The organism is Bacillus sp. 005/A4HT-01/001 (assembly GCF_004634445.1).
Lineage (GTDB): Bacteria > Bacillota > Bacilli > Bacillales > Bacillaceae > Bacillus > Bacillus altitudinis.
Genome location: NZ_SEIZ01000001.1, coordinates 840,483 through 863,008 on the forward strand (window position 1 = coordinate 840,483; position 22,526 = coordinate 863,008).

23 protein-coding genes and 1 riboswitch are annotated in these 22,526 nt (G+C 41.9%); of the genes, 9 read left to right on the forward strand and 14 right to left on the reverse strand.

Features of this window, described 5'->3' with window-relative positions; all coding sequences use genetic code 11:
- Positions 1–6: 6 nt before the first annotated feature.
- Both ES896_RS04485 and ES896_RS04490 read right to left on the reverse strand, forming a co-directional pair.
- Entirely contained in the window at positions 7–1,317 is a 1,311-nt protein-coding gene (locus tag ES896_RS04485) for a PTS sugar transporter subunit IIC (protein ID WP_024719533.1), read from the reverse strand.
- Between the two features lie 89 nt (positions 1,318–1,406).
- Complete coding sequence (locus ES896_RS04490) at positions 1,407–3,365, reverse strand: BglG family transcription antiterminator (protein ID WP_135226471.1); 1,959 nt, start codon at positions 3,363–3,365, stop codon at positions 1,407–1,409.
- 137 nt (positions 3,366–3,502) lie between these two features.
- Between ES896_RS04490 and ES896_RS04495 the strand changes: the two genes are divergently transcribed.
- Entirely contained in the window at positions 3,503–3,700 is a 198-nt protein-coding gene (locus ES896_RS04495; RefSeq protein WP_017358669.1) for a hypothetical protein, read from the forward strand.
- Between the two features lie 47 nt (positions 3,701–3,747).
- Here ES896_RS04495 and ES896_RS04500 read toward each other — a convergent pair whose 3' ends face one another.
- The 6 genes from ES896_RS04500 to ES896_RS04525 all read right to left on the reverse strand — a co-directional run bounded on the left by ES896_RS04500 (position 3,748) and on the right by ES896_RS04525 (position 9,472).
- Entirely contained in the window at positions 3,748–4,173 is a 426-nt protein-coding gene (locus ES896_RS04500; RefSeq protein ID WP_007497950.1) for a YwqH-like family protein, read from the reverse strand.
- 284 nt (positions 4,174–4,457) lie between these two features.
- Positions 4,458–4,724, reverse strand: coding sequence for a YwqI/YxiC family protein (locus ES896_RS04505; protein WP_008345634.1), 267 nt, complete (start codon positions 4,722–4,724; stop codon positions 4,458–4,460).
- 37 nt (positions 4,725–4,761) lie between these two features.
- Positions 4,762–5,187, reverse strand: a complete 426-nt coding sequence (locus ES896_RS04510) for a YwqH-like family protein (RefSeq protein WP_017358667.1) — start codon at positions 5,185–5,187, stop codon at positions 4,762–4,764.
- 295 nt (positions 5,188–5,482) lie between these two features.
- The gene (gene nhaC, locus ES896_RS04515; protein ID WP_017358666.1) at positions 5,483–6,889 is read right to left on the reverse strand and encodes a Na+/H+ antiporter NhaC; all 1,407 of its coding nucleotides are present in this window, start codon (positions 6,887–6,889) and stop codon (positions 5,483–5,485) included.
- Between the two features lie 143 nt (positions 6,890–7,032).
- Positions 7,033–8,454 (reverse strand): aspartate ammonia-lyase, encoded by a 1,422-nt coding sequence (gene aspA, locus ES896_RS04520; RefSeq protein ID WP_025208223.1) that lies wholly within the window; start codon positions 8,452–8,454, stop codon positions 7,033–7,035.
- A 28-nt stretch (positions 8,455–8,482) separates the two neighbouring features.
- Positions 8,483–9,472 (reverse strand): asparaginase, encoded by a 990-nt coding sequence (locus ES896_RS04525; RefSeq protein ID WP_017358664.1) that lies wholly within the window; start codon positions 9,470–9,472, stop codon positions 8,483–8,485.
- 206 nt (positions 9,473–9,678) lie between these two features.
- Here ES896_RS04525 and ES896_RS04530 point away from each other — a divergent pair, with 206 nt between their 5' ends.
- Complete coding sequence (locus ES896_RS04530) at positions 9,679–10,026, forward strand: helix-turn-helix domain-containing protein (protein WP_017368336.1); 348 nt, start codon at positions 9,679–9,681, stop codon at positions 10,024–10,026.
- 51 nt (positions 10,027–10,077) lie between these two features.
- Here the strand turns inward: ES896_RS04530 and ES896_RS04535 are convergent, their stop codons facing one another.
- The 5 genes from ES896_RS04535 to ES896_RS04555 all read right to left on the reverse strand — a co-directional run bounded on the left by ES896_RS04535 (position 10,078) and on the right by ES896_RS04555 (position 13,474).
- The gene (locus tag ES896_RS04535; RefSeq protein WP_017368337.1) at positions 10,078–10,533 is read right to left on the reverse strand and encodes a helix-turn-helix domain-containing protein; all 456 of its coding nucleotides are present in this window, start codon (positions 10,531–10,533) and stop codon (positions 10,078–10,080) included.
- A gap of 96 nt (positions 10,534–10,629) precedes the next feature.
- The gene (locus ES896_RS04540; RefSeq protein WP_135226472.1) at positions 10,630–11,157 is read right to left on the reverse strand and encodes a YfjD family protein; all 528 of its coding nucleotides are present in this window, start codon (positions 11,155–11,157) and stop codon (positions 10,630–10,632) included.
- A gap of 21 nt (positions 11,158–11,178) precedes the next feature.
- Positions 11,179–11,937 (reverse strand): hypothetical protein, encoded by a 759-nt coding sequence (locus ES896_RS04545; protein WP_048001179.1) that lies wholly within the window; start codon positions 11,935–11,937, stop codon positions 11,179–11,181.
- A 12-nt stretch (positions 11,938–11,949) separates the two neighbouring features.
- Positions 11,950–13,146 (reverse strand): DUF6861 domain-containing protein, encoded by a 1,197-nt coding sequence (locus ES896_RS04550; protein ID WP_017358662.1) that lies wholly within the window; start codon positions 13,144–13,146, stop codon positions 11,950–11,952.
- Positions 13,147–13,150: 4 nt separating this feature from the next.
- Positions 13,151–13,474, reverse strand: a complete 324-nt coding sequence (locus tag ES896_RS04555) for a WXG100 family type VII secretion target (RefSeq protein WP_017358661.1) — start codon at positions 13,472–13,474, stop codon at positions 13,151–13,153.
- 226 nt (positions 13,475–13,700) lie between these two features.
- On the opposite strand from ES896_RS04555, the gene pepT reads away from it, so the two are divergent.
- Together pepT and ES896_RS04565 are read left to right on the forward strand one after the other, a co-directional pair.
- The gene (pepT, locus tag ES896_RS04560) at positions 13,701–14,933 is read left to right on the forward strand and encodes a peptidase T (RefSeq protein WP_008345662.1); all 1,233 of its coding nucleotides are present in this window, start codon (positions 13,701–13,703) and stop codon (positions 14,931–14,933) included.
- Positions 14,934–15,221: 288 nt separating this feature from the next.
- Positions 15,222–15,401 carry a hypothetical protein gene (locus tag ES896_RS04565; RefSeq protein ID WP_008345664.1) on the forward strand — a complete coding sequence of 60 codons (180 nt, stop codon included), beginning with the start codon at positions 15,222–15,224 and terminating at the stop codon, positions 15,399–15,401.
- A 79-nt stretch (positions 15,402–15,480) separates the two neighbouring features.
- Here the strand turns inward: ES896_RS04565 and ES896_RS04570 are convergent, their stop codons facing one another.
- Entirely contained in the window at positions 15,481–16,158 is a 678-nt protein-coding gene (locus ES896_RS04570; protein ID WP_017368341.1) for a DUF3298 and DUF4163 domain-containing protein, read from the reverse strand.
- 161 nt (positions 16,159–16,319) lie between these two features.
- Here ES896_RS04570 and ES896_RS04575 point away from each other — a divergent pair, with 161 nt between their 5' ends.
- From ES896_RS04575 to ES896_RS04595, 5 genes are all read left to right on the forward strand, one after another.
- Entirely contained in the window at positions 16,320–17,177 is an 858-nt protein-coding gene (locus ES896_RS04575; RefSeq protein WP_017368342.1) for a MurR/RpiR family transcriptional regulator, read from the forward strand.
- A 200-nt stretch (positions 17,178–17,377) separates the two neighbouring features.
- Positions 17,378–18,271: a 2-hydroxy-3-oxopropionate reductase gene (gene garR, locus ES896_RS04580; protein ID WP_035389960.1), complete on the forward strand. Its 894-nt coding sequence runs from the start codon at positions 17,378–17,380 to the stop codon at positions 18,269–18,271.
- 6 nt (positions 18,272–18,277) lie between these two features.
- Positions 18,278–19,699: a four-carbon acid sugar kinase family protein gene (locus tag ES896_RS04585; RefSeq protein ID WP_046526794.1), complete on the forward strand. Its 1,422-nt coding sequence runs from the start codon at positions 18,278–18,280 to the stop codon at positions 19,697–19,699.
- A gap of 50 nt (positions 19,700–19,749) precedes the next feature.
- The gene (locus ES896_RS04590; protein ID WP_008345676.1) at positions 19,750–21,069 is read left to right on the forward strand and encodes a gluconate:H+ symporter; all 1,320 of its coding nucleotides are present in this window, start codon (positions 19,750–19,752) and stop codon (positions 21,067–21,069) included.
- Positions 21,070–21,150: 81 nt separating this feature from the next.
- Positions 21,151–21,263, forward strand: a riboswitch (SAM riboswitch).
- An 87-nt stretch (positions 21,264–21,350) separates the two neighbouring features.
- Positions 21,351–22,475 carry a 5-methyltetrahydropteroyltriglutamate--homocysteine S-methyltransferase gene (locus ES896_RS04595; protein ID WP_135226473.1) on the forward strand — a complete coding sequence of 375 codons (1,125 nt, stop codon included), beginning with the start codon at positions 21,351–21,353 and terminating at the stop codon, positions 22,473–22,475.
- Positions 22,476–22,526 lie beyond the last annotated feature (51 nt).

Consider the following 22,526-nt stretch of genomic DNA (forward strand, 5'->3'; position numbering starts at 1 on the left):
CTCCTTCTATTCTGAATCAGGTGCTGCTTCTGGCTTCCGGTTGGACAAGAGGACAAAAGGCAAATAGATAAAAACAGCGACAACAATACAGATGAGCTGTGTGATGACAGCCCCCATACTGCCAGCGGTAGACAGCCAAGCATTCACAATCGGAGGTGTCGTCCACGGCACCATCACCACCGCTTTCCCCGCAAAACCTGTAGCGGTTGCGATATAACCAATCGTACCTGTCACGAGTGGTGTAACGATAAACGGAATTGCCATCACAGGGTTCAACATGACAGGTAATCCGAAAATAACTGGTTCATTGATGTTAAACAGTCCAGGTCCTGATGAAAGCTTGGCAATGCTCCGCATCTCTTCTCTTCTTCCTGCTATAAAAATGGCGATCAACAGACCAATCGTCACACCCGAACCACCAATGCTCATATACACATCCCAAAATGGCATCGTGATAATATTTGGAATCTCTTTGCCCTCTTGAAATGCTGTCATATTCACTGCAATTGATCCTAATAACAGCGGCTCGCGAATCGGTTTAATCATTTGGTTGCCATGAATACCGATCACCCAGAAAAATTGAGCCACAAACATTAACGTTAAAATACCAGGCAGTCCCTGCACAACACTTTCAAGCGGACGCTGCACGACGTTATACACCGCTTCATGCAAATAAATGCCTGTCACACGATGAAACGCAAACCCGAATGAACTAATGATTGTAATCGTAATAATTGATGGGAAAAGTGAAGAAAAAGACGTCGCCACATTTGATGGAACAGAATCTGGCATCTTAATTTGCAGCCACTTCACCTCGGTAAGCTTACAAAAGATCTCTACAGAGACGATGGCAATGATCATACCCAAAAATAAGCTTTTTGGATCGGAGAATTGCCTCGCCAGCACATCGACAACCTCACGCATTGATCCATCGACTTCAAGAAGAAGTGTCGTCGGAATAACGGATATAAATGAAATCAATGCCATTAATCCTGGGAACAATGATTTGTGTCCATTGATTTTCCCGAGCTCAATCCCGATAAGGAACACAGCCCCGATCGTTAAAAAGTTCAGCGTGGCATAATTGATTGCCTTCATAATTGGCTGAAGCTCTGCTAAAAACCTGAATATCTCAAAATGGGCAAGCCCCGTTTCCGGGCTCATGATCATATTTGCGACCAGTACAGCAAATGCCCCCGTAATGATAATTGGCATTAATGTGACAAATGCTTGCTTAATCGCCATAATATATTTCTGATTTGTAATACGATAAGCGACATGTCCCATGACGTCGGCCGCTCTCTCTTTAAAGCTCATGATCCGTCTCCCCCTTTACAAAAACTCGTGATCATCCTCCTTTTTGATGTTATTTTAAAAGCGCTTTCATTAACATCCAATCTTTTTCCTCACAGATGCGGAAATGGGTATCCTTTTTTTTCATCTGGCTGTTCCAACACGTGCAGCGCCGCCGTCAGTTCTTCAAATGAAGCAGCTTTGATGATTTGCTCCACCACTTCCTTCTGCTCTGTCAAACGCACAAGAAATTGATAAAGTGACTGCAATTCTTTCTGATACGTCTTCTGTATACTTAACAAACAGACGACCTGTACCCGCTCTTCGCCCCACAGCACTGGTTTTCTCAACGTACAGATCGCACAAAACGTATCATCTGTTGCCGGTTTGATTGGGTGAGGAATTGCGACCAAATGACCGAACGACGTAGGTGACACTTCCTCTCTTTCCAGCAATAGCTGTTCAAAATCATCGGGGATTCGGTTTTGTTTCTGCAATACATTCACGAAAAATTGAAGAACCTCTTCCCTTGTTTGTAGATCTTGCTGAAAAAAAGTCATCTTCGGACTGATATATCGCAAGACCCCCATTTCTTGTGACCCCTGTACAAATCGTTTCAGCCTCAACATATCGTCTTCACTGAGGATCGTATGTACATCAATCACTGGCACAGGTAGTGTGTTCTGAAGCGGGATGGTACTAATGATCAAATCGATACTTCTCAAGTCATACGACAAAAGGTCACTGACACTTGCAGTACCAGCAATCTCTAGCCTTTCGCTAAAGGCGGCCTTCAGCTTATGGAGAAGAAGCTGACTGCTCGCGACACCCGTTGCGCACACAATCAAGCATTTTTTTCTCACAGTCTGAGTTTTTGTCCGCTCTATGGCAGCACCAATATGCAGCGCCAAATATCCGATTTCATCTTCATGAATCTCTACATTCTCTTTTTCCTTCAGCCATCTTCCCATATAGACACCTGCTTCAAAAGCAATCGGATAATGCCTTTTTATGTCTGATAAATAGGGGTTACGGATGTTCATATCATATCGGAACCGATGAATCGCTGATCTCAGGTGAAGACTTAGTCCCACAATCAATTCCTTGTCTGTCTGAATATCAAGTGACATGTGCTCTTCGACATAACCAAGTAATTGGTGAGTTAAACGGAAATGCTCTTCATCTAGCATGTGAAATAGCGTGTGGCCCGTTTCTCCATACGCCATCATTTTTGCCCCCATTAAATGAATCGCAATATAGGCCATTTCAGATAATGGAAAATCTATACCGAGTACGTGACGCATATCTTCTGCCATTTGCCTCGCTACTTGAAAAGCGGGCTGTGTTTGAATGTCTTTGAGTTCTCCTTCCGGCATCATCACCAATTTTTTCTCTTCAATTCGTTTGCACGCAATGGCGATATGTGTCACTAAGTTGCTTAAACCGATCTCTGACACATGAAGGCCGCTTGCCTTTGTACGTGAACGCACCATATCTTGAATCAATTGATACGTTTCTTCAGGTAAAAGGGCAGGGTTCGGATGCTCTTGCTGAAACACATGCTCAGCTAGACAATACCTTAATTTCATTTCATCTCCACTCAGCCTCAGTCCATATTTAGGTCGGTGTGCAACAGAAAGTCCATGTAAAGAAAATAGATGCTTGACTGCTTTCAGGTCATTTTTCACAGTAGATTCACTCACAAATAATTCCTCGGCCAATTCATCTAATTTCATATAGCCTTCGGACAACAAAAGCCTTCTCAATAAATAAGAGATACGATCCTCCGGCTGATTTGGAATAACTTGATTCTTTTTTTCATTTCTTTCTCTCATTGAGTTTTTCAAAAAAGTACGAAATGCTCCATAATCTTCGACAGTCAATGTATACCCTGCTCCACGTTTCATATGAAGTGTTGCCCCATGTGCTTCTAATATTGATTTAAGCGCTTTCATATCTGTTCGAACTGTTCGTGATGTGACGCCTATCAGGCGTGCAATTTCTTCACCTGTCAGCTCCTGCTCTGCCTGCATTAACCGCCTCAACAGCTCCTCCTGACGTAGAGATAACATAGACTCCCCTCCCTTGGTCAATTACTTTTGCCTATCATCATAAACGAAAATAGAACTCTTTGCCCAGTTTTTCTTTCCGACCGGGAACTTTGTTATGGCTCAAACGTATGAATATGAAACAAGAGGAGGGATACATCATGTTTGTTATCATCATCATACTAGCTTCTTTAGGCGCCATTACCGCCCACATGTTTACACCAAAAGATAAGCGTTCATCTTCTAAGCATTCTGCACATCACAGTTCAACAACCAGTAACTATACTGATTCGTATACACATCACGCTTCTGATGCCTCCTGCGGTGGTGATTCAGGTGGTAGCGGCGGATGTGACTAAACCAAAAAAAACAGCCGCTTGTTCAGCCGGCTGTTTCGTTTATTTTATTAAAGAGCTTTCCAGCCCCGTTCAATTAAATGTTTGACATCCTTTGCAAAATCCTCGCCTTTTTCCATCACATCTTGGGCTCTTCCTGCAAAATTACTAGCGACAGCGAGTTCCATTTTTTTTAACTCAAAGTGCATAATTTTTTGGTCTATCTCCGTAATATAGGTTTCATACTCATTGTTCACAATGTCGTGCAGCACGTGATAGGCTTCTTTCCGATGACGGTGAAAGTCCGTTCCTCTCTCACCTTTCCATGACGAATCTAGAGCAGGCTTCTTGATTTCCTTTATGTCAGACTGCGCAAGATCTTGTTCTGTTCGAATATTACTTTTGGCTGTCTTTAACCGAGAGATCATTTCGTCAAATTCTGCACGTTTGTTTTCAATCCCCATATGCAGATGATGCAGCATCTCGGATAAACTCATGTCATCCACCTCTATTAGACCTCATAAGAAAGCACGGCGTCAGCGTTTTTGAAACCGGGCAGATCATCTGCTTTTTCCAGTCCTGACATTTCTATCGTTCGCTTTCATTAAGTATAGTATAAGGTGAAAAGCCTTAGGCTTAAATAGGGAAAAGGTGTCCTTTTAACATGGTGTTTGGAAGAAAAACGGAATAATCTAAGGTCATAAATCCCGAATTATATATGAGTCTTTACGACTATATTTTACATCGTACTCAGCTACGCTATCAATAAAACGATTGGGGCTTATGATTTTGCCGCAATCGCTTCATCCTGTTCTTTTAGCGTCTTCACATTTGAGCGTGTATCCTGAACGTTTTTGATTAAGGCTTCTTTAAAGCTTGAGACCATTTCGCCCACCTCTGCTTCACGTGCCGTCCATTTGGTTACAAATTCAAGGCTGTTTTCACCAGCTTTATCTGCTGCTTTTTTCATTGTTAAAGCTTCAACTGCTTGGGAGACTTCATCTAGTTTATCCATCACTGTTTGGTAGTTTAACTTAATTTGTCCCATTATGATATCCTCCAGATTGGTTCAGCATGAAGCTCGCTTACAAGCTGCTCCATGCTTTTGAGATCAAGCGTTTTGCGTCTTCTACTGCGTCTTCTCCTTTTTCAGCCAAACGTGCGGCATCTCCAGCTAAAGAGCTGGCAAAGGATAAGGCAGCCTGCTCTGCTTCTAGTGTACTGATTTTGAATTCGATTCGGCTCACGTAGCGTGGATATTTATCGCTTACGATCGTTTGCAGCGCATCATGCGCTTCATTTCGTTCTGATTTGAAATCTTGGCTCCGCTCCCCTTTCCAAGAGGCCCCAAGCTTTGGCTGCTTGATTTGTTTTAGGTCTGTTTCTGCGGCATCTTGTTCACGTTCAATCTTACTTTTTGCCTTTTTGAGTCGAGCAATTTTCTCTTCGATCTCTGCCTTTTTATTTGAAATGCCACCGTTAAGGGCAGACAGCATATCCGATAAGCTCATATGGGTTCCTCCTCCTGTCAAAAATAAAAACGCTGCTTAGAGTCCCTCTAAACGAGCGTAATGGTGAATCGCACTTTTTCCAATATTGTTATTATAAGGTTCAAAGACTCATGTTTGAATAGGGATTTGTGCCCTTTTTATGGTATAAATATGCTTTCAATCTGCTTCACACCACACCTTAAGCCCTCTTTTATAGGGGGTCAAAATACACAACCACCCTTCTGGAAACACACATAGTCTTACGGTCCTAGGACAAACAAAAGCCGCCCGGGGGAGGGGCGGCTTTTGCAGTGGCTTATGATGCCGATTCTTCTGAGTCTTGTTGATTTTTCACGTACCAAATGAATTTCCCTGTATATCCGTAGATGATGGCAAGACCAATGGCAACAAAGCTCAGCCACATAAATGGTAAATAAGAGAATGTCGAGACGCCTAGAATCCCTGCCATGTAAATTCCGTTATCTGACCATGGAACCATACCAGACGTAAGTGTTCCACCAACCTCAGAGTTTCTAGATAACACACGTCTGTCTAATTTTAATTTGTCATAGCTTTTTTCCATGATTTTTGGTGTAAGAATTAATGAGACATACATTGCACAACCAAAGATATTCGCAAAGAATGCTACTACAAGTGTAGACAGTGTCACATTTCCTGCATTGTGCAATTTTTTCTCGAATGTTGCGACGATCACTTTTAACACGCCTAAGTATTCAAGAACTCCACCAAAACCAAGTCCAAGAATAATGACCACTAGAGATCCTAACATATTGACAATACCGCCACGGTTCAACAGTGTATTTAAGAAATCTACATCTGAATTAATAGAGAAGCCGTTATAAGCTGTACCAAGCGCATCAGCTGGGTTCATTCCTTGGAATGCCATCGCCCAGACTGCCCCAAGCAGTGCACCAATTGCGATAACAGGCATTGACGGTTTTTTCAATACAAGTAATAGGACAACAATGACTGCCGGAATGATCATCCAAATATTAATCGTGAATGTATCCTGCAATGCTTGTTTCAAAAACTCTACTTTATCTTGATCAATATTTCTTCCACCATACATAAATCCAGTAATTGTAAACATAATAGCCGTAATAACAAAGGCCGGTATGGATAAAACCATCATGGCTCTTACATGCGCCAGCACGTCCACTTTTGAAAGAGAGGAAGCGAGCACAGTACTATCAGATAGAGGAGATAATTTATCACCAAAATAAGCGCCAGATAAAACAGCCCCAGCTACGATCGGTAATGGGATACCCAATCCTTCACCAATCGCAATCATCGCAATACCTGCTGTTCCAACTGTACCCCAAGACGTACCAGTAGCAACAGACATAATAGAACAGATAATCAATGTAGCTAATAAGAAGATATTAGGATGAATAAATTCCAGTCCGTAATAAATTAACGTGGGTACAACACCGCCAGCAATCCATGTACCAACAAGTGCACCTACTGCAATTAAGATTAAAACAGCCTCTAATCCATTTGATATCCCTTTTGTAATCGCATTTTGAAGGTCTTTGTACGAATGCCCTAAACGAATTCCTAATGCAATAACCATAAACCATGAGATGAACAATGCTAGCTGAATATCTAATTTGAAGTAAAGAGTGAATGATAAAACAATTGCTAAAAATAAGCCAAGTACAGACACGACTTCTAAAATAGACGGTAGACGTGGTGTTTTCATTTTGTTTCCTCCCTTTGTGCGTGCGTTAAGCGTTTTCAAAATATTGTGAAAAAAGTGTGTCAATTCGAAAGAAAGTGAATTGCCTGTTTTTCTCTTTTTCACAGGCAATTCCACATATTAATAAAATAAAATTTTTGATATTATCATCGCTCTAGGAGCTCTGCACCCGCAATGCCAGGCTTTGTCATCTCGTAAGGATTCAAAATAATATCAAGTTCTTCTTCTGTTAACACATCATTTTGCAGGCAAAGATCTCTGATCGATTGTCCTGTTAAAATGGCTTCCCTTGCGATTCTAGCCGCAGCTTCATAGCCTAAGTGAGGGTTTACCGCTGTAATGACACCTGCACTTTTTTCGACATATTCTTTCAAACGTTTTTCATTTGCTTCGATGTCCGCTAAACAGTGATCTGTGAATGAGCGGAATCCGTTATTCATTATACTAATAGATTGAAGCAAGTTAAAGACCAGAACAGGCTCCATCACATTTAACTCAAGCTGGCCTGCTTCAGAAGCAAGACAGATGGTGTGGTCGTTCCCAATGACCTGGAATGCGATTTGGTTAATGAGCTCTGCCATGACTGGATTGACTTTTCCAGGCATAATGGATGATCCCGGCTGACGGGCTGGCAATGCAATCTCAGCAAGACCTGCACGTGGGCCAGATGCCATTAAGCGAAGGTCATTCGCAATTTTAGACATGTTCATCATGCATACTTTTAAGGCAGCAGATACTTCTGTGTATGCATCTGTATTTTGCGTCGCATCGACGAGGTGCTCTGCGCCTACTAATGGCAGTCCAGAAATATCAGCAAGCTTTTTCACTACGATTTCGATGTAGCGAGGATCTGCATTGAGGCCTGTTCCAACAGCGGTCGCACCCATATTCACTTCATATAAATGCTGTTTTGATTGGTTGATTCGTTTAATATCACGACTGAGCACACGGCTGTATGCTTCAAACTCTTGTCCTAAACGGATCGGAACAGCATCTTGTAAATGAGTACGCCCCATTTTGATCACATGATCGAATTCTTTTGCTTTCTTTCGAAATACGTCATGCATGGCCTGCATCGTCTCAAGTAAAATGTCTAACTGCTTGAGCACTGCAATATGGATCGCCGTTGGGAACGAATCATTTGTCGATTGTGACATGTTCACATGTGTGTTTGGACTTAAATGAATGTATTCGCCCTTTTGATGTCCCATGATCTCGAGGGCTCTGTTTCCAATGACCTCATTGGCATTCATATTCATAGACGTTCCTGCGCCGCCTTGAATCGGGTCTACGATGAAATATTCATGGAATTTGCCTTCAATGACTTCATCTGAAGCTTGAACGATCGCATTTCCAATTCCTTCATATAAACGTCCGACTTCCATGTTGGCTTGAGCTGCTGCTTTTTTGACAATGGCAAATGCTCGAATGAGTTCCTCATGCATGCGATATCCTGTAATCGGAAAATTCTCTTTTGCACGAAGCGTTTGAACACCATAATACACGTCTGCGGGAATTTCTTTTTCACCTAGAAAATCCTTCTCGTAACGATAAGTTGCTTGAACCATCTCGTATGACCTGCTTTCTATAGAATAGTTAAATCACTAAATCTTCTGCGATTGGCGTTTCCATAATCTTTTTCACTTCTCGTGGATCTGTTGTTTTACCTAATGCCCACATGAGCTTTGGCACGATGGCTTCTGTGTTCATGTTTCTTGAACGAGCAACCAGTTCTTGATTGATTTTACGTCCTACTTCATACACACTCATGTCTTCTCCTTCTTCGAGACACTGAGTGGTGATCACAACAGAAATGCCTTCTTCCAGCAATTCGTTGATTTTTTCTAAAAGGTTTCTTCCTTCGAAAGGAATTCCGCCGCTGCCGTAGCTTTCAATGACGACCCCTTTGTACAAACCTTTGATTGAATCTAAAAACTCAGGCTTCAGTCCTGGATGCAGTTTTAATAAACAAACGTCTGTGTTCAAGGATGCATCTAATTTAAGCGGTTTCATTGATGATCTTTTTACTTTGCTATTGTATTCAATTTGATGATTTTCAATCGATGCAATATATGGGTAGTTAATACTTTCAAATGCATCGTAGCTTTTCGTTCTTAGTTTGATTGCGCGAGTTCCTTGAATGACTCTGCCATCAAATACGACGTATACGCCGCCAACACCGTCACATGCAAAACGAATCGCATCTGTAATGTTTTTCTTCGCATCTGTTTTCTTAAACGTAATTGGGATTTGTGATCCTGTAATGACAATTGGCTTATCAGGATTTTGCAGCATATACGATAGTGCTGCTGATGTATAGGCCATTGTGTCCGTACCATGCGTGACGACAAATCCGTCATATTGATCATAATTTTCATAAATGGCTGTTGCGATATCAACCCAGTATTCAGGCTGCATATTGGTACTATCTATACTCATTAGGGACTTTGTGTCCATTGTGTAGTCTGCATTAATTTCGTTTAAATAGCTTAAAAGGTCCTCAGCTTTAACACCTGGAGCTAAACCATTTTCACTTTCTACAGATGCAATCGTCCCACCAGTGGTTAAAAGCAATAATTTCTTCAACAGGTCCACCTCTTTCAGTAAAATTACTTCGTTTGTCACACATATTATAAGCCAGCTTGTGCTATTCTATAATATACGCTTTACGCGTACCTTCATTGCCATTATAGTCACATAACGCGAATTAATCAAGAAATTATTACGCATAACGCGTACACTCTTTGTCAAAATATGATATACTGTTGTTGTATATAAAGGAGCGTTCATGTATGATACTCGATCGTTTAACCACCCTTAGAAAAAAGAAAAAATGGTCTCTCCAGCATACGGCAGATCGCCTAGGTATCGCCAAAAGCACCTATGCCGGTTACGAATCTGGGTACCGACGACCTTCGCTTGAAGCAGTGAAACTGCTGGCTGATTTGTATGATACGTCCATTGATTTTTTACTTGGTAGAACGGACGAGCCAGAGATCCAACGCAAAATCTCTGATATCAAAATTGAGCTGACGGAAGCAAAAGAAGGAACCATCCATGTAGACGGCGTTCCACTAACAGATGAAGAAATCAAACAGCTTGTTGCCTTTATTCGGGCGAAAAACACTCTGAAAGTATAAACAACACAAAAAAGAGAGGTACCTGTCATAGAGGTACCTCTCTTTTTCTGCTTACGACAGCTCACTTAATTCCTCTAACCGCCGCTTCGCTTCTTCTTTATTAAAGGAACTATAATAGCGATAATTCTCATCATCTAAGATGCGGTAATGCTGGCTTAGTACATTTTGCTGGAGACGAAACGTACCTTTTTTCACAGACGTCCGCCACCAAACCTTTCCGCCAATCGTACGTTCAACAGATAAATGCAATTCATCGTGGGCGACGACTTCCAAAATCTCAAGTGGATCATCCCCAAGTGTCCCTTTTAAAATGTCACTATCCCTGAATAATGCACATACGGCCGCAGATTGCGTCCAGTTGAGGCGAAGACGATTCTTTTCTACCTGCTGCAAATGCCGCTTGGATAGACCAAGCACCTCAGCCATACGGTCCTGCGTATAGTCTTTTTCTTTTCGAATTCGTGCCATTTGTTCTGTGACGAGGTCGATTACCATTTCTTTGTCCATCTCTCATCACCTCTTGATTGTTCAGTCTTTACTGACATCATACACGATTTCTTAAAAAAAGTGGCGTCTCACCTCATGGAATGATGGCGAAAACATCTATTGATTCTGCTTTTCACCATGACCATGCTGCTGTTTCCAATTCTCTTGGGCGGTCTCATGTAAATATGGATAAATGTCTTGTTTCACCGTTTGCTCAAATACTTCTTCATCTAAAATACTGTACGCCGGAATCTTGATCAATTTCCCATCATATTTCCGAATAAGCACATCCATGAACAGAAATCCCCTGATATTGTAACGATGCCTACGCATATCAATAGATTGTATGTCTTGAAAAGGGATTGTTTGTTGCCGGTATAAAACAGCGCCATTCTCTCCACGCTGAATGCGAAAAATCACATTTCCCTTCTTCGTAAAAGCCGGAAGAATCATCAAAAAAGAGATCCACCCATAGACAATGCCTAATAATCCGCCTAAAAATAAAAACAACGTATAATTCGATTCAAATGTAAGAGCTTCTGAAAATAACCAAATACCGATGATGCCAAACCCGCCCGTTGCTAAGAATGCCCATACTCTTAGAAAGGGTCTGCTCCTCACTTCTATTACTTCACTTGGATTCAAGCGCCATTCTCCTTTTCTCCATTAGAATATAGAACGTAATCCGTCCCTATGAGCCGTCTCTATCCGAAATTCATTTTCCTTCATGCCCGACACTAGCCAAGAATGCTTCTGCCCCGGAATAACAAATATCATAGACTCTACATCCGGCGTATTATTTTTATCATAAGTGACCTTCATCAAAGAATCCATTTTTCCTTTTCTGACCCTTACATCAGAAACAAATGCCCTCACAAGCTCTTGGTTCTCTGCTTTATTTAGAAAAGAAGGCCAATCATCATTCCCTTGACTGGCTTGTTCTAACAGCAGTTCGAATTCTTCCGCCTGCAAATTGATGACTGGTGTGAGGTGTTCACTCATGTGTATGTTCAAAAAGGTTGTCACTTGCTCCACAGTCTGCTGATCGTCTTTTAGTTTGTGAATCTGATGCACTTGTTGATCATAAAGCGTATGGTGTGAATACACACCTGCCTGAGTCGTATGAAAGGACGTACTGACCTCTTCATCTAATGCACCAAACCTTGAAGCTTTCACGGTATGTGATGCATCATTCATGGCTTGAATGAAATGCCGGTATTCTTCTTTATAACGGTATTGTCTATTTCGAAATTCCAGCACGTCTTTTGCCAGCAAAGAGCGGCATGCAATTTCAAATAAAAATCCAAGACGTTCATCCTCTACATCTGGATAATAGGCTTCCTTTAAAGACATCCCTTGCTCAAAATAGCCTTCACTGTAAAAACTAAAGATGAGTTCCTCGATACTTAGACTTAGCTGATCCAACTTGATCTCTCCTTATCCAAAAGAAAATGCGCCCTTCAAGAAATCACCTGCACCTTTCAACAGCGAATCTGCGGTTTCTTTTGTTTTTTCTATTCCTTTATGTATCACCTGATTTGCTTGATCAATGGTGTCATTGACTGCTTTAACACCTTGACCTGCCAGTTCAAATGCTTTTTTTCCTTTATCGACAACCGCATGAATTGGGTCTTTTAATTTCACTGCGACCTGTTCTGCAAAACCAGAAGTAAGCTTGGCGACTTTTTCACCAATAAAGCCACCTACTGCTGATCCTATCGCACCGCCAACCACTGTTCCAATCGGTCCTGCAAAGCTTCCAAGAGCGCCGCCTACAACGGCACCTGCAACAGATCCGCCTGCAATAAAGACCGTATTATTCACTGCATTTCCAACAGCCTTTGCATTTTCACGCTTGAGAACTTCTGGCTGATCCCCAAATTCCGCATAGTTCTCCGCAATTTTCAGACCGCAGCCAACCGTTTCTGTTGCACCCGTGACGACCGTTGCAATGATGGCATTTCCTTTCGCAAACCTTGCACCATTTTTCAGAACAGACTTGATGCCAGCTGTGTCCTTCCAATTGATACTTCCTTTTGTGAAATCACGTACACTGTTCGTGAACGCAACTGTATCGCTAGGATAAAATTTCGTGAATTTCTTATGGACAAGGTCAGCCATCGACCAATTGGATCGTTTTAATAATTCTTTTTTGCTCAGCCAAATCCTTGCCAACCGGTCAAATCTCGTTCCTTCTACCCGTCCGGTCACATCAAGAAGGAGCTTTGAATGCTGCGCAGCATAGCGGCCATTTTCTTTAATAAAGGTCGTCATGCCAAGCCCATAGTATTTTGCCTGCATCATCACAATACCAGCTAGGCTCGTGAGTGTACCATATTGATCATACAAACTGTACATTTTCCTTAAAATATCATCAGCTTCGACCATTTTATCCGTTGCATGACGAATGGCAATGTCGTCACTGCTCAATTTGCTCATTAAGGCTTGTCCAGAACCCCATGCATCTCCTACTCCAGAAAAACAGCTTCGATAACGGGGATCACAGCCTAGGATGAGGCCATCCAGTTCACTATGTAAATCGTGGTGCTTTGTTTCGATGGCCGAAAGCTCTCCTACAAAATCATTCGCCAGCCCTGTCAGCTGATCTGGATCTACTACAATGTCACGCGCCATCACATCATCTCCCTTCTCTGTTTCTTTCTCTCCGTTCTTCTCGCCTTTTTCGCTCAAGCTCTTCCATTCTGGCGATTTCAGCTTTACGTTCCTCGATTTTGACAGCAGCATCCCGCAGTTCCTGACTTGTTTCAAGCAAGTCCTTTTCAAATTGATCATAGCGTGCCACTGTTTCCTCAAAGCTTTGATCAAATTTATCTCTTGCTTCCCCTTGCCAGCCTGATCCAACTGCCTTCAGCCGATTCTCAAGCAGCTGCTTCGACTGCCGAATGCCATCAGCAGCTTCCTGGAACTTTTGAGCGAGTGCAAGTGTTTGACTAGAATCCAACTTTCGCACCCCTTTCTCCCAAATTAACGTACAAATGGATGATTTTATATGTCCTCATTATAAATAAAAAGACACCCAAAAAAATCACCCTAAAGAACCATTCAGCACATCGCAAAATAAAAGTAGGTCTTTTTCCTCTCTAATTGTCAGAGAAAGCCTTTCTTGTTATGAAGCGCATTCAAGACATGATAAAATGAACATATTCTACAAAAGGAGTGACGTATTGATGAAAGAGGAAATGATCCAGCGATTCACAAGTTATGTAAAAGTGGATACACAGTCTGATGCAGACATAGAGAGCTGCCCATCCACTGAAGGACAGCTAAACCTAGCAAGGCAGCTAGTTGAAGAGATGAAATCCATCGGCATTCAAGAAGTGACAATGGATGAAAACGGTTATGTCATGGGCACGATTCCATCTAACACAGACAAAGAAGTGCCAACCATTGGCTTCCTGGCTCATATCGACACAGCCACTGACTTCACTGGCAAGAACGTGAAACCGCAGATTCATGAGAACTATCAAGGCGGGGACATCACGTTAAACGAAGATCTACATATCGTATTATCTCCAGCGCAGTTTCCAAATTTACAAAAATACCAAGGACATACGCTCATCACGACTGATGGCACGACCCTGCTTGGTGCAGATAACAAAGCTGGTATCGCAGAAATTATGACCGCCATGCATTACCTGATTGAGCATCCAGAAATCAAGCATGGAAAAATTCGTGTCGCCTTCACACCAGATGAAGAGATCGGCAGAGGACCTCACAAATTCGATGTTGATGCCTTTGGCGCTTCTTATGCTTATACGATTGACGGCGGCCCGCTAGGAGAGCTTCAATATGAAAGCTTCAACGCCGCAGGTGCAAAAGTATCAATTAAAGGAAACAACGTCCATCCAGGGACAGCAAAAGACAAAATGGTCAGTGCTGCAAAGATCGGCATGCTCTTTCACAACAAACTTCCTTCAGATGAATCTCCAGAATACACAGAAGGATACGAAGGCTTTTTCCATCTCACAAGATTTGTAGGAGAAGTAGAAGAAGCAGAGCTGCAATATATTATTCGTGATTTTGATAAAGAGAAATTCAACAAGCGCAAAGCACTATTTGAAAAAATCGCAAACGACTTAAAAGCAGTCTACGGCGAAAACAGCATCACCCTTAGCATTCAGGATCAATATTACAATATGAGAGAAAAAATTGAGCCAGTCAAACATATCGTAGACATCGCTCATGAAGCCATGGAAAACCGCTCAGTGACACCTGTCATTGAACCAATCCGCGGCGGTACAGATGGCTCACAGCTTTCATATAAAGGACTTCCAACGCCAAACATCTTTACTGGCGGGGAAAACTTCCATGGTAAATATGAATTCATCTCTGTAGAGAACATGCTGAAAGCGTCAGAAGTGATCGTGGAAATTGCACGTTTATTTGAAGAAAAAGCATAAACATGTTTACAACCGTTCCTGTTCGGGAACGGTTTTTTAATAAAAGTTTACAATTTTCTGAAACTTTTATGACACTTAATCGTACTAATAGAGACAACCCCAGAAAAATTCTTCTTGACGAGTGAAATAACTGGAAATATAATAGTTAAAAACAACCAGTATTTTAGACCTAAAAAAGCAGCCAGAATAAACCTTTAGAACTAAACGCTATTTGCTAACTATTTTCAGTTATAAACATCACTCACCCTGTCTACACTTAAAGAATAGGATGAATTGGAGGAATGTCATATGATGATTTTATTGATTATCGCTTCACTTTGCTGCTACTTACTATTCTCTTTCAAAAAAGATAACCGCACCCAAAAACGAAAAAGCGCAGAGCTTTCGGAGTTTGAAATCTTTCGTATGCGCCGCCACTACAACGGCAAACGCCGTCACCCACTAAACGATGCACCCAAACAAGTATAAATGTAAAAAGAAGAGCCTCATCACCAGGGGCTCTTTTTATGTATAAAAAAACGACCAAATTCATGGCCGTTTCTCTTGTTTATTTATACACCTTCGCAGGTACTTGAATCATAGGAATTCCTACATAGTACGGTGAAATTTCATATGGCTGGAAGACAACAGCGATTCCCTTTTTCGTGAAGTAGTACTGCGTGTCGTAGCCGATTTGAATATCGCTTTTTTTCAGATTCGCATAGAATTTACTTTTATGCTTCTTTGTGTAGTTATAGATATAATCTCTTACTTTTGTACGCTTTTTCTTTGTTTTTACCACATCTGTAAAGTACAGTTGCTTTGTTTTTTTCTTTGTTAACACATAGTTCATGCTCGTAACCATCGTATCCCCGTGCATGCTACCGTCATTCATGTAATCATAGTTTAGGATACTTAGTTTCTTCCCATTGTTAAATTTCGTTTTAAACGATCTCTCGTATGTGATCTTCCCAATGCCTTCTTTTTTCGCTTCGTCCTTTAAGAACAAATACGTAGAGTAGGAAAATGCAATATCTTCTTTTAAATCATGGTTAATGGTTTTCATATGCGCTTTACTAAGGTTTTTCACCTGTGCATATTTAAACGTTTTTTTCTTTTTATAATAGTGTGTGCTTACTTTTGCTTTTTTCACTTGTTTGGCATCCGCAGATCCAACTGGCGCAAACAACGAAACAATCAGCGAAAAAATGAGCAGGCTGATCGTTAAGCCTTTTTTCATTGTCATAGTAAAAACCCCCATTTTTGTCTATTACCAATTGAGTATACCATGACAAAAGAACCAAAAGAAGTGTTTTCTTCCATATTATTCTTTATTTTTCATGTGAGGTTTGTTTACCGTTTTCATAAGTTCCTGTATGCTTAAGATAGAATGTTAGATGAAGTGTGGTGTTTATCATAGAAGAGAATATTTTCAGTCATATCCGGACAACATTTCATAGTTTGTCCCCTACCCAGAAAAAGATTGCCAATTACATTTTACAAAACCCTCAGAAAGTTGTGCTTCATTCGATTAGTGCACTCGCTGCTGAATGCAACACAAGTGAAACGACGATCTTTCGTTTTCTGCGAAAAATTGGCTATGAGTCCTATCAAGTGTTTCGTGTCCATGTCGCGCAGGATATTGCGACCAATACGCCTCAATCTATATACGGTGAGATCGAAGCATCTGATAGTGTCGCAGATATTAAACATAAGGTCATAGAGTTAACAACCAACTCTATTCAGGATATGAAGCATATTTTAGAAGACCAAGCTGTGACACAATTTATTGAGCAAATGAAACAGGCTCATAAAACCGTCTTCTTTGGAGCAGGTGCCTCCAGTTTTATTGCCGGAGATGCCTATCATAAGTTTCTCCAGCTTGGCTTTGAAGTGAGTCTATGCAGTGATCCTCATATGATGAATATGATTGCAACACATGCAACGGAACATGATTTTATCGTCGCGATCTCACATTCAGGGGAAAGTAGAGAAATCCTTGATGCCGTGCAATTTGCAAAGGAAAAAGGTGCAACGGTCGCCTCGATCACGAGCTATCCGAAATCAGAGCTCGCCAAGAAATCCGACTTTCATCTGCTCAGTTCATCGAGAGAAACAACCTATCGTTCTGACTCAATGATTTCTCGTATTAATCAGCTTGTGATTATTGATGTTTTGTATGTCGCAGCTGTTTTAGAATTAGGATCAAATGCGATCGACAACGTCAAACGTTCTCGATTAGCTGTAGCTAAAAATAAAACATAATCTACAATAGACCGGAGCTGTTTCCGGTCTTTTTTTTGTGACTTTTCTCATATTTTCCGTTGACACATTCCTATTTCGTCATGTACATTAAATGAACAATAGTTTATTTCCTACTATTAAATTAGAAAGATAGTATATATACTAACAAAAAGAAAAGAAAGCGCTTTTTGTAAGGGGTTTCTAAATAGGAGGCGGACAAAATGGCAAAGCAAATTGGATTCATTGGATTAGGCATTATGGGGAAACCTATGGCACTCAATCTATTAAAAGCCGGTCATACTGTGACTGTTTTCGATATTCATACAGAAGCTGTTCTAGCATTAAAAGAAGTGGGTGCAAATGCCGCTGCATCAGCTGCTGAGGCAGCATCTGTAAGCGATATCATCATCACGATGCTTCCAAAAGGTGAGCATGTAGAAGCAGTCGTAGCAGGTGAACAAGGCATATTGGCTACAGCAAAACCTGGCACGATTATTATAGATATGAGCTCTATTTCACCTGTTACTTCTAGAGCATTAGCGGCACTGGCAAAACAGCATCAGGTCGAATTTATCGATGCTCCTGTCAGTGGCGGAGAGCCAAAGGCGATAGACGGGACACTTGCGATTATGGCGGGCGGAGAAGAAGAGATATTTGAACAAGTAAAGGATGTCCTCTATGCCATGGGCACAGATGTCGTATTAGTTGGATCAAATGGAAGCGGGACAACCGCTAAGCTTGCGAATCAAATCATCGTCAACTTAAATATCGCTGCCATGTCCGAGGCACTCGTTCTTGCCGCTAAGTCTGGCATTGCGATTGATAAAATGTATGAAGCCATCCGAGGTGGACTGGCAGGAAGTGCTGTACTCGATGCGAAGGTTCCTCTCATTTTAGAACGAAACTTTGAGCCTGGCGGACGTATTGACATCAACTTAAAGGATTTAACCAATGTCATGGAAACTGCCCACGATATCGGCGTTCCTCTCCCGCTTTCTAGTCAGCTGCTAGAAATCTTCCACGCCCTCAAAGCGGATGGAAAGTCTGGACTTGATCACGGCGGAATCGTTCAATATTACGAAAAAATGGCTCATGTTGAAGTGAAGAAAGGATGAGGTTCTATGAAACAAAGCATTGAGTTACTAAATGCCATTCCGAAAGCGGATTCAGATCGCATTCAATCAGCATACGAACAAGCACTAAACCATTTTCACCATAAAGTGATTGTATTAGACGATGACCCAACAGGCATTCAAACGGTACACGGCGTCTCTGTTTTCACCGATTGGTCAGAGAAAAGCATTGAAGCTGGTTTTCTTGAAGACAGCCGTATGTTCTTTATCTTAACCAACTCTCGCAGTATGACAGAGAAAGAAACGGCGGTTCTTCATGAAATGATCGCATCAACGATTGTGAAAACGGCTGAACGGCTTGATCAAGATTTCATCATTGTCAGCCGGGGGGACTCCACCCTGCGTGGACACTTCCCGCTAGAGACTGACATTCTCAGAACGACCATTGAACAGCAAAGCTCCCGCCAATTTGACGGCGAAATCCTTCTTCCCTTTTTTAAAGAAGGCGGCCGCTTTACGATTGGCAATATTCACTATGTACAGGAAGGTCACGAATTAATTCCTGCTGGTGACACAGAATTTGCATTGGATCGTACATTCGGATTTCAATCTTCTCACCTCGGAGAATGGATCGAAGAGAAATCAAACGGATCGTTCACTAAGGAAAACACTACTTATATTTCTTTAGAAGATATCCGGGCTTTACGTATTGAACAAATCAAGGATCAGCTGATGACCGTGAAGGATTTTCAAAAAGTGGTTGTCAATGCAGTAGACTATGACGATGTCAAAGTCTTTGTCATTGCCCTCATAGATGCCATCAAAGCAGGTCAGCACTTTCTATTTAGAAGTGCGGCCGCTCTCACAAAAGTGCTTGGCGGTGTTGAGGATCAAGCACTTTTAGCTAGACAAGACTTAATACAGGAAGAAAGCACGCACGGTGGCCTCATCATGGTCGGTTCCCATGTCAAAAAAACAACGGAACAATTGCGAGCGCTGCAGCAAAATAAAGACATTGCATTTATTGAATTTGATACACACCTCGTGTTAGAACCTGAAGCATTTCAAGAGGAAATTGACCGCGTGATTCAACAAACTGAAAGGCTTTTAACAACCGGACAATCGGTTGCTGTTTATACAAGGAGAGAACGGCTTGATCTTGGAGACAATCGCCGAGAGGAAGAATTGAAACTCTCTGTTCAGATTAGTGATGCGGTGACAAGCATTGTCCAGCGCCTCTCCATTCGTCCTAAGTACCTCATTGCCAAAGGTGGAATCACCTCAAGCGATATTGGAACAAGAGGACTCAGCGTCAAACGTGCGACCGTCGCAGGTCAAATCAAACCAGGTATTCCCGTTTGGCAAACAGGAGAAGAAAGCAAATTCCCATTCATGTCTTATGTGATTTTCCCGGGAAATGTTGGCTCAAAGGATACGTTAAAAGAAGCAGTAGACATACTTGAAGGATAAAGCAGAGGGAGCGTTCACGCTCCCTTATGCAGCACAAAGGAGGAAAGATCATGTCGTTAGTTTTTATCGGACTTGGCGTTTTGTTATTACTTTTACTCATGGTTGTCTTTAAGTTAAACGCTTTCATTTCGTTGATTATTGTCTCTTTAATCGTTGCCGTTTTAGAAGGCATGTCACCACTTGAAGCGATTGCTTCAGTCGAAAAAGGGCTTGGAAGTACACTCGGCCATCTGGCGTTGGTTCTTGGCTTTGGAGCGATGCTTGGTAAATTGATGGCTGATTCTGGCGGTGCTCAGCGTATTGCCATGACACTCATCGACCGCTTTGGTATCGGGAAAATCCAATGGGCGACGATGCTGACTGGATTTGTTATCGGAATTGCTCTATTTTATGAAACCGGATTCATTATTCTTATTCCATTAGTCTTTACCATTGCTCAAGCCGCAAGACTTCCTGTGTTGTATGTGGGAATGCCGCTCGTCGCTGCACTCATTACCACACATGGCTTCCTCCCTCCTCACCCAGGGCCGACAGCCATTGCCAATGTATTTCAAGCCAACATGGGACAAACCTTATTGGTTGGAATTATTTTAGCCATTCCTGCTGTTTTAGTAGGCGGACTTCTGTTTACGAAACTATTTAAGAAAGACCAACTGCATGCACACATTCCAAAGGACTTGTTTAATCCAAAGGAATTTACAGAAGAGGAAATGCCAAGCTTCGGCATTAGTATTTTCACCGCTATTTTACCTGTATTGCTCATGACATTCAGAGCATGTTTAGAAATTTTCTTCCCTTCCTCCCCGCTGCTACCGGCGGCTGAGTTTTTAGGTGAGCCGGCGATTGCCCTATTAATCTCTGTGCTACTTGCCATCTACACATTTGGTCTTGGCAGAGGAAAGAGCATGCAGGACGTCATGAAGTCGATTACGGATTCAATTGGCTCCATTGCGATGATTCTATTGATCATTGCAGGCGGCGGCGCCTTTAAACAGGTGCTCATTGACAGCGGCGTTGATCAATACATTGCAGGGATTATGCAAGGAAGCACACTGTCTCCTCTGCTCCTCACTTGGCTAATTGCAGCTGTCCTTCGTGTCTCTTTAGGGTCAGCGACTGTCGCGGGTCTCACAGCAGCTGGCATTTCTGCACCGCTAATTGGTTTGACGGGAGTCAGCCCAGAACTAATGGTGATTGCAACAGGCGCCGGCAGTATAACATTCTCTCATGTGAATGATGCAGGTTTCTGGATTTACAAAGAATACTTTAATTTGTCGATGGCTCAAACTTTTAAAACGTGGACTTTAATGGTGACAGTTCTATCACTTGTTGGATTAGCAGGTGTTCTCGTCGCTGATTTGTTTATGTAGGAAAATAAATAGGAAAAACCATTGACTTTTTCTCGAAAAGATTGAATAATTGTGTTTATTAAGAAAATTGAATCAAAGGTAACCTTATTAAGAGTGGTGGAGGGACTGGCCCTGTGAAACCCGGCAACCGCTGTTCCTAGGAACAGAATGGTGCTAATTCCTTAAGCAAGCTGAAGCTTGTTTGAAGATAAGGCAGAGATCTCACAGTATATGATGCTCTTCCTTATCCAAGGAAGAGCTTTTTTATTTGAATTATAACCTGAAGAAAGAAGGGATTCAGCATGACACAAGTACAAACCATTGGTAAGAAAACAACAAAGCCGCCATTTCGCGCAGATCAAGTAGGGAGTTTACTTCGTTCTGAACGCATCAAAGAAGCCCGCAAGCAAAAAGCAGACGGTACACTGACAGCAGAACAGCTCAGACAAATTGAAAACGAAGAAATCACTCGTATTGTAGAGAAGCAAAAAGAAATTGGATTAGAGGTTGTCACAGATGGAGAATTCAGACGTGCATGGTGGCATTTTGACTTTCTAGAAGGGCTTGATGGGGTCGAAGGATTTGAAGCAGACCAAGGCATTCAATTCCACAATACGACGACAAAAGCGAGAGGCATCAAAGTAACAGGTAAGATTGATTTTACAGATCATCCAATGCTAGAGGATTATCGCTTCCTTCACAGCATCGCGGATGATCATACGGCTAAAATGACAATTCCAAGTCCGAATATGCTCTTTTTCCGTGGAAAGCTTGAAGAAGGTGTGTACGACAGCTTAGATGATTTTCACCATGACGTGGCACAAGCTTATAAAAAAGCCATCCGTGCTTTTTATGATGCAGGCTGCCGTTACTTACAGCTAGATGATACAGCTTGGGCTGTGTTCTTTTCTGAAAAAGGACATGAACAAATCAAAGCTTTTGGCCGCGAGGAAGATGAACTGCGTGAATCGTTTGCGAAAACAATCAATGAAGCGGTTGCCGATCGACCAGAGGATTTGGTGATCACTATGCACATTTGCCGTGGTAATTTTAAATCAACTTGGGCAGCCGAAGGTGGTTATGAGGCAGCGGCAGAAACGATTTTTGCGGGTCTCGATTTGGATGGTCTCTTCTTAGAATTCGACGATGACCGTTCTGGCGGATTTGAACCCCTGCGTTATGTGAAGAATCCAAACCTTCAAATCGTACTAGGTCTTGTCACTTCAAAGTATGGGGAACTTGAACCCGTTGATCAGATCAAAAGACGAATCGAGGAAGCAGCTCAATATGTGGACATCAACCAAATCTGTTTGAGCCCACAATGCGGATTCGCTTCAACAGAGGAAGGCAATTTGTTAACAGAAGAACAGCAATGGGAAAAGCTGCGTCATGTGATTGAGATTGCGGATCAAGTGTGGACATCATAGTCCACTCACAATAAAAAGAGACAAACCGTTTGATCAGCGGTTTGTCTCTCT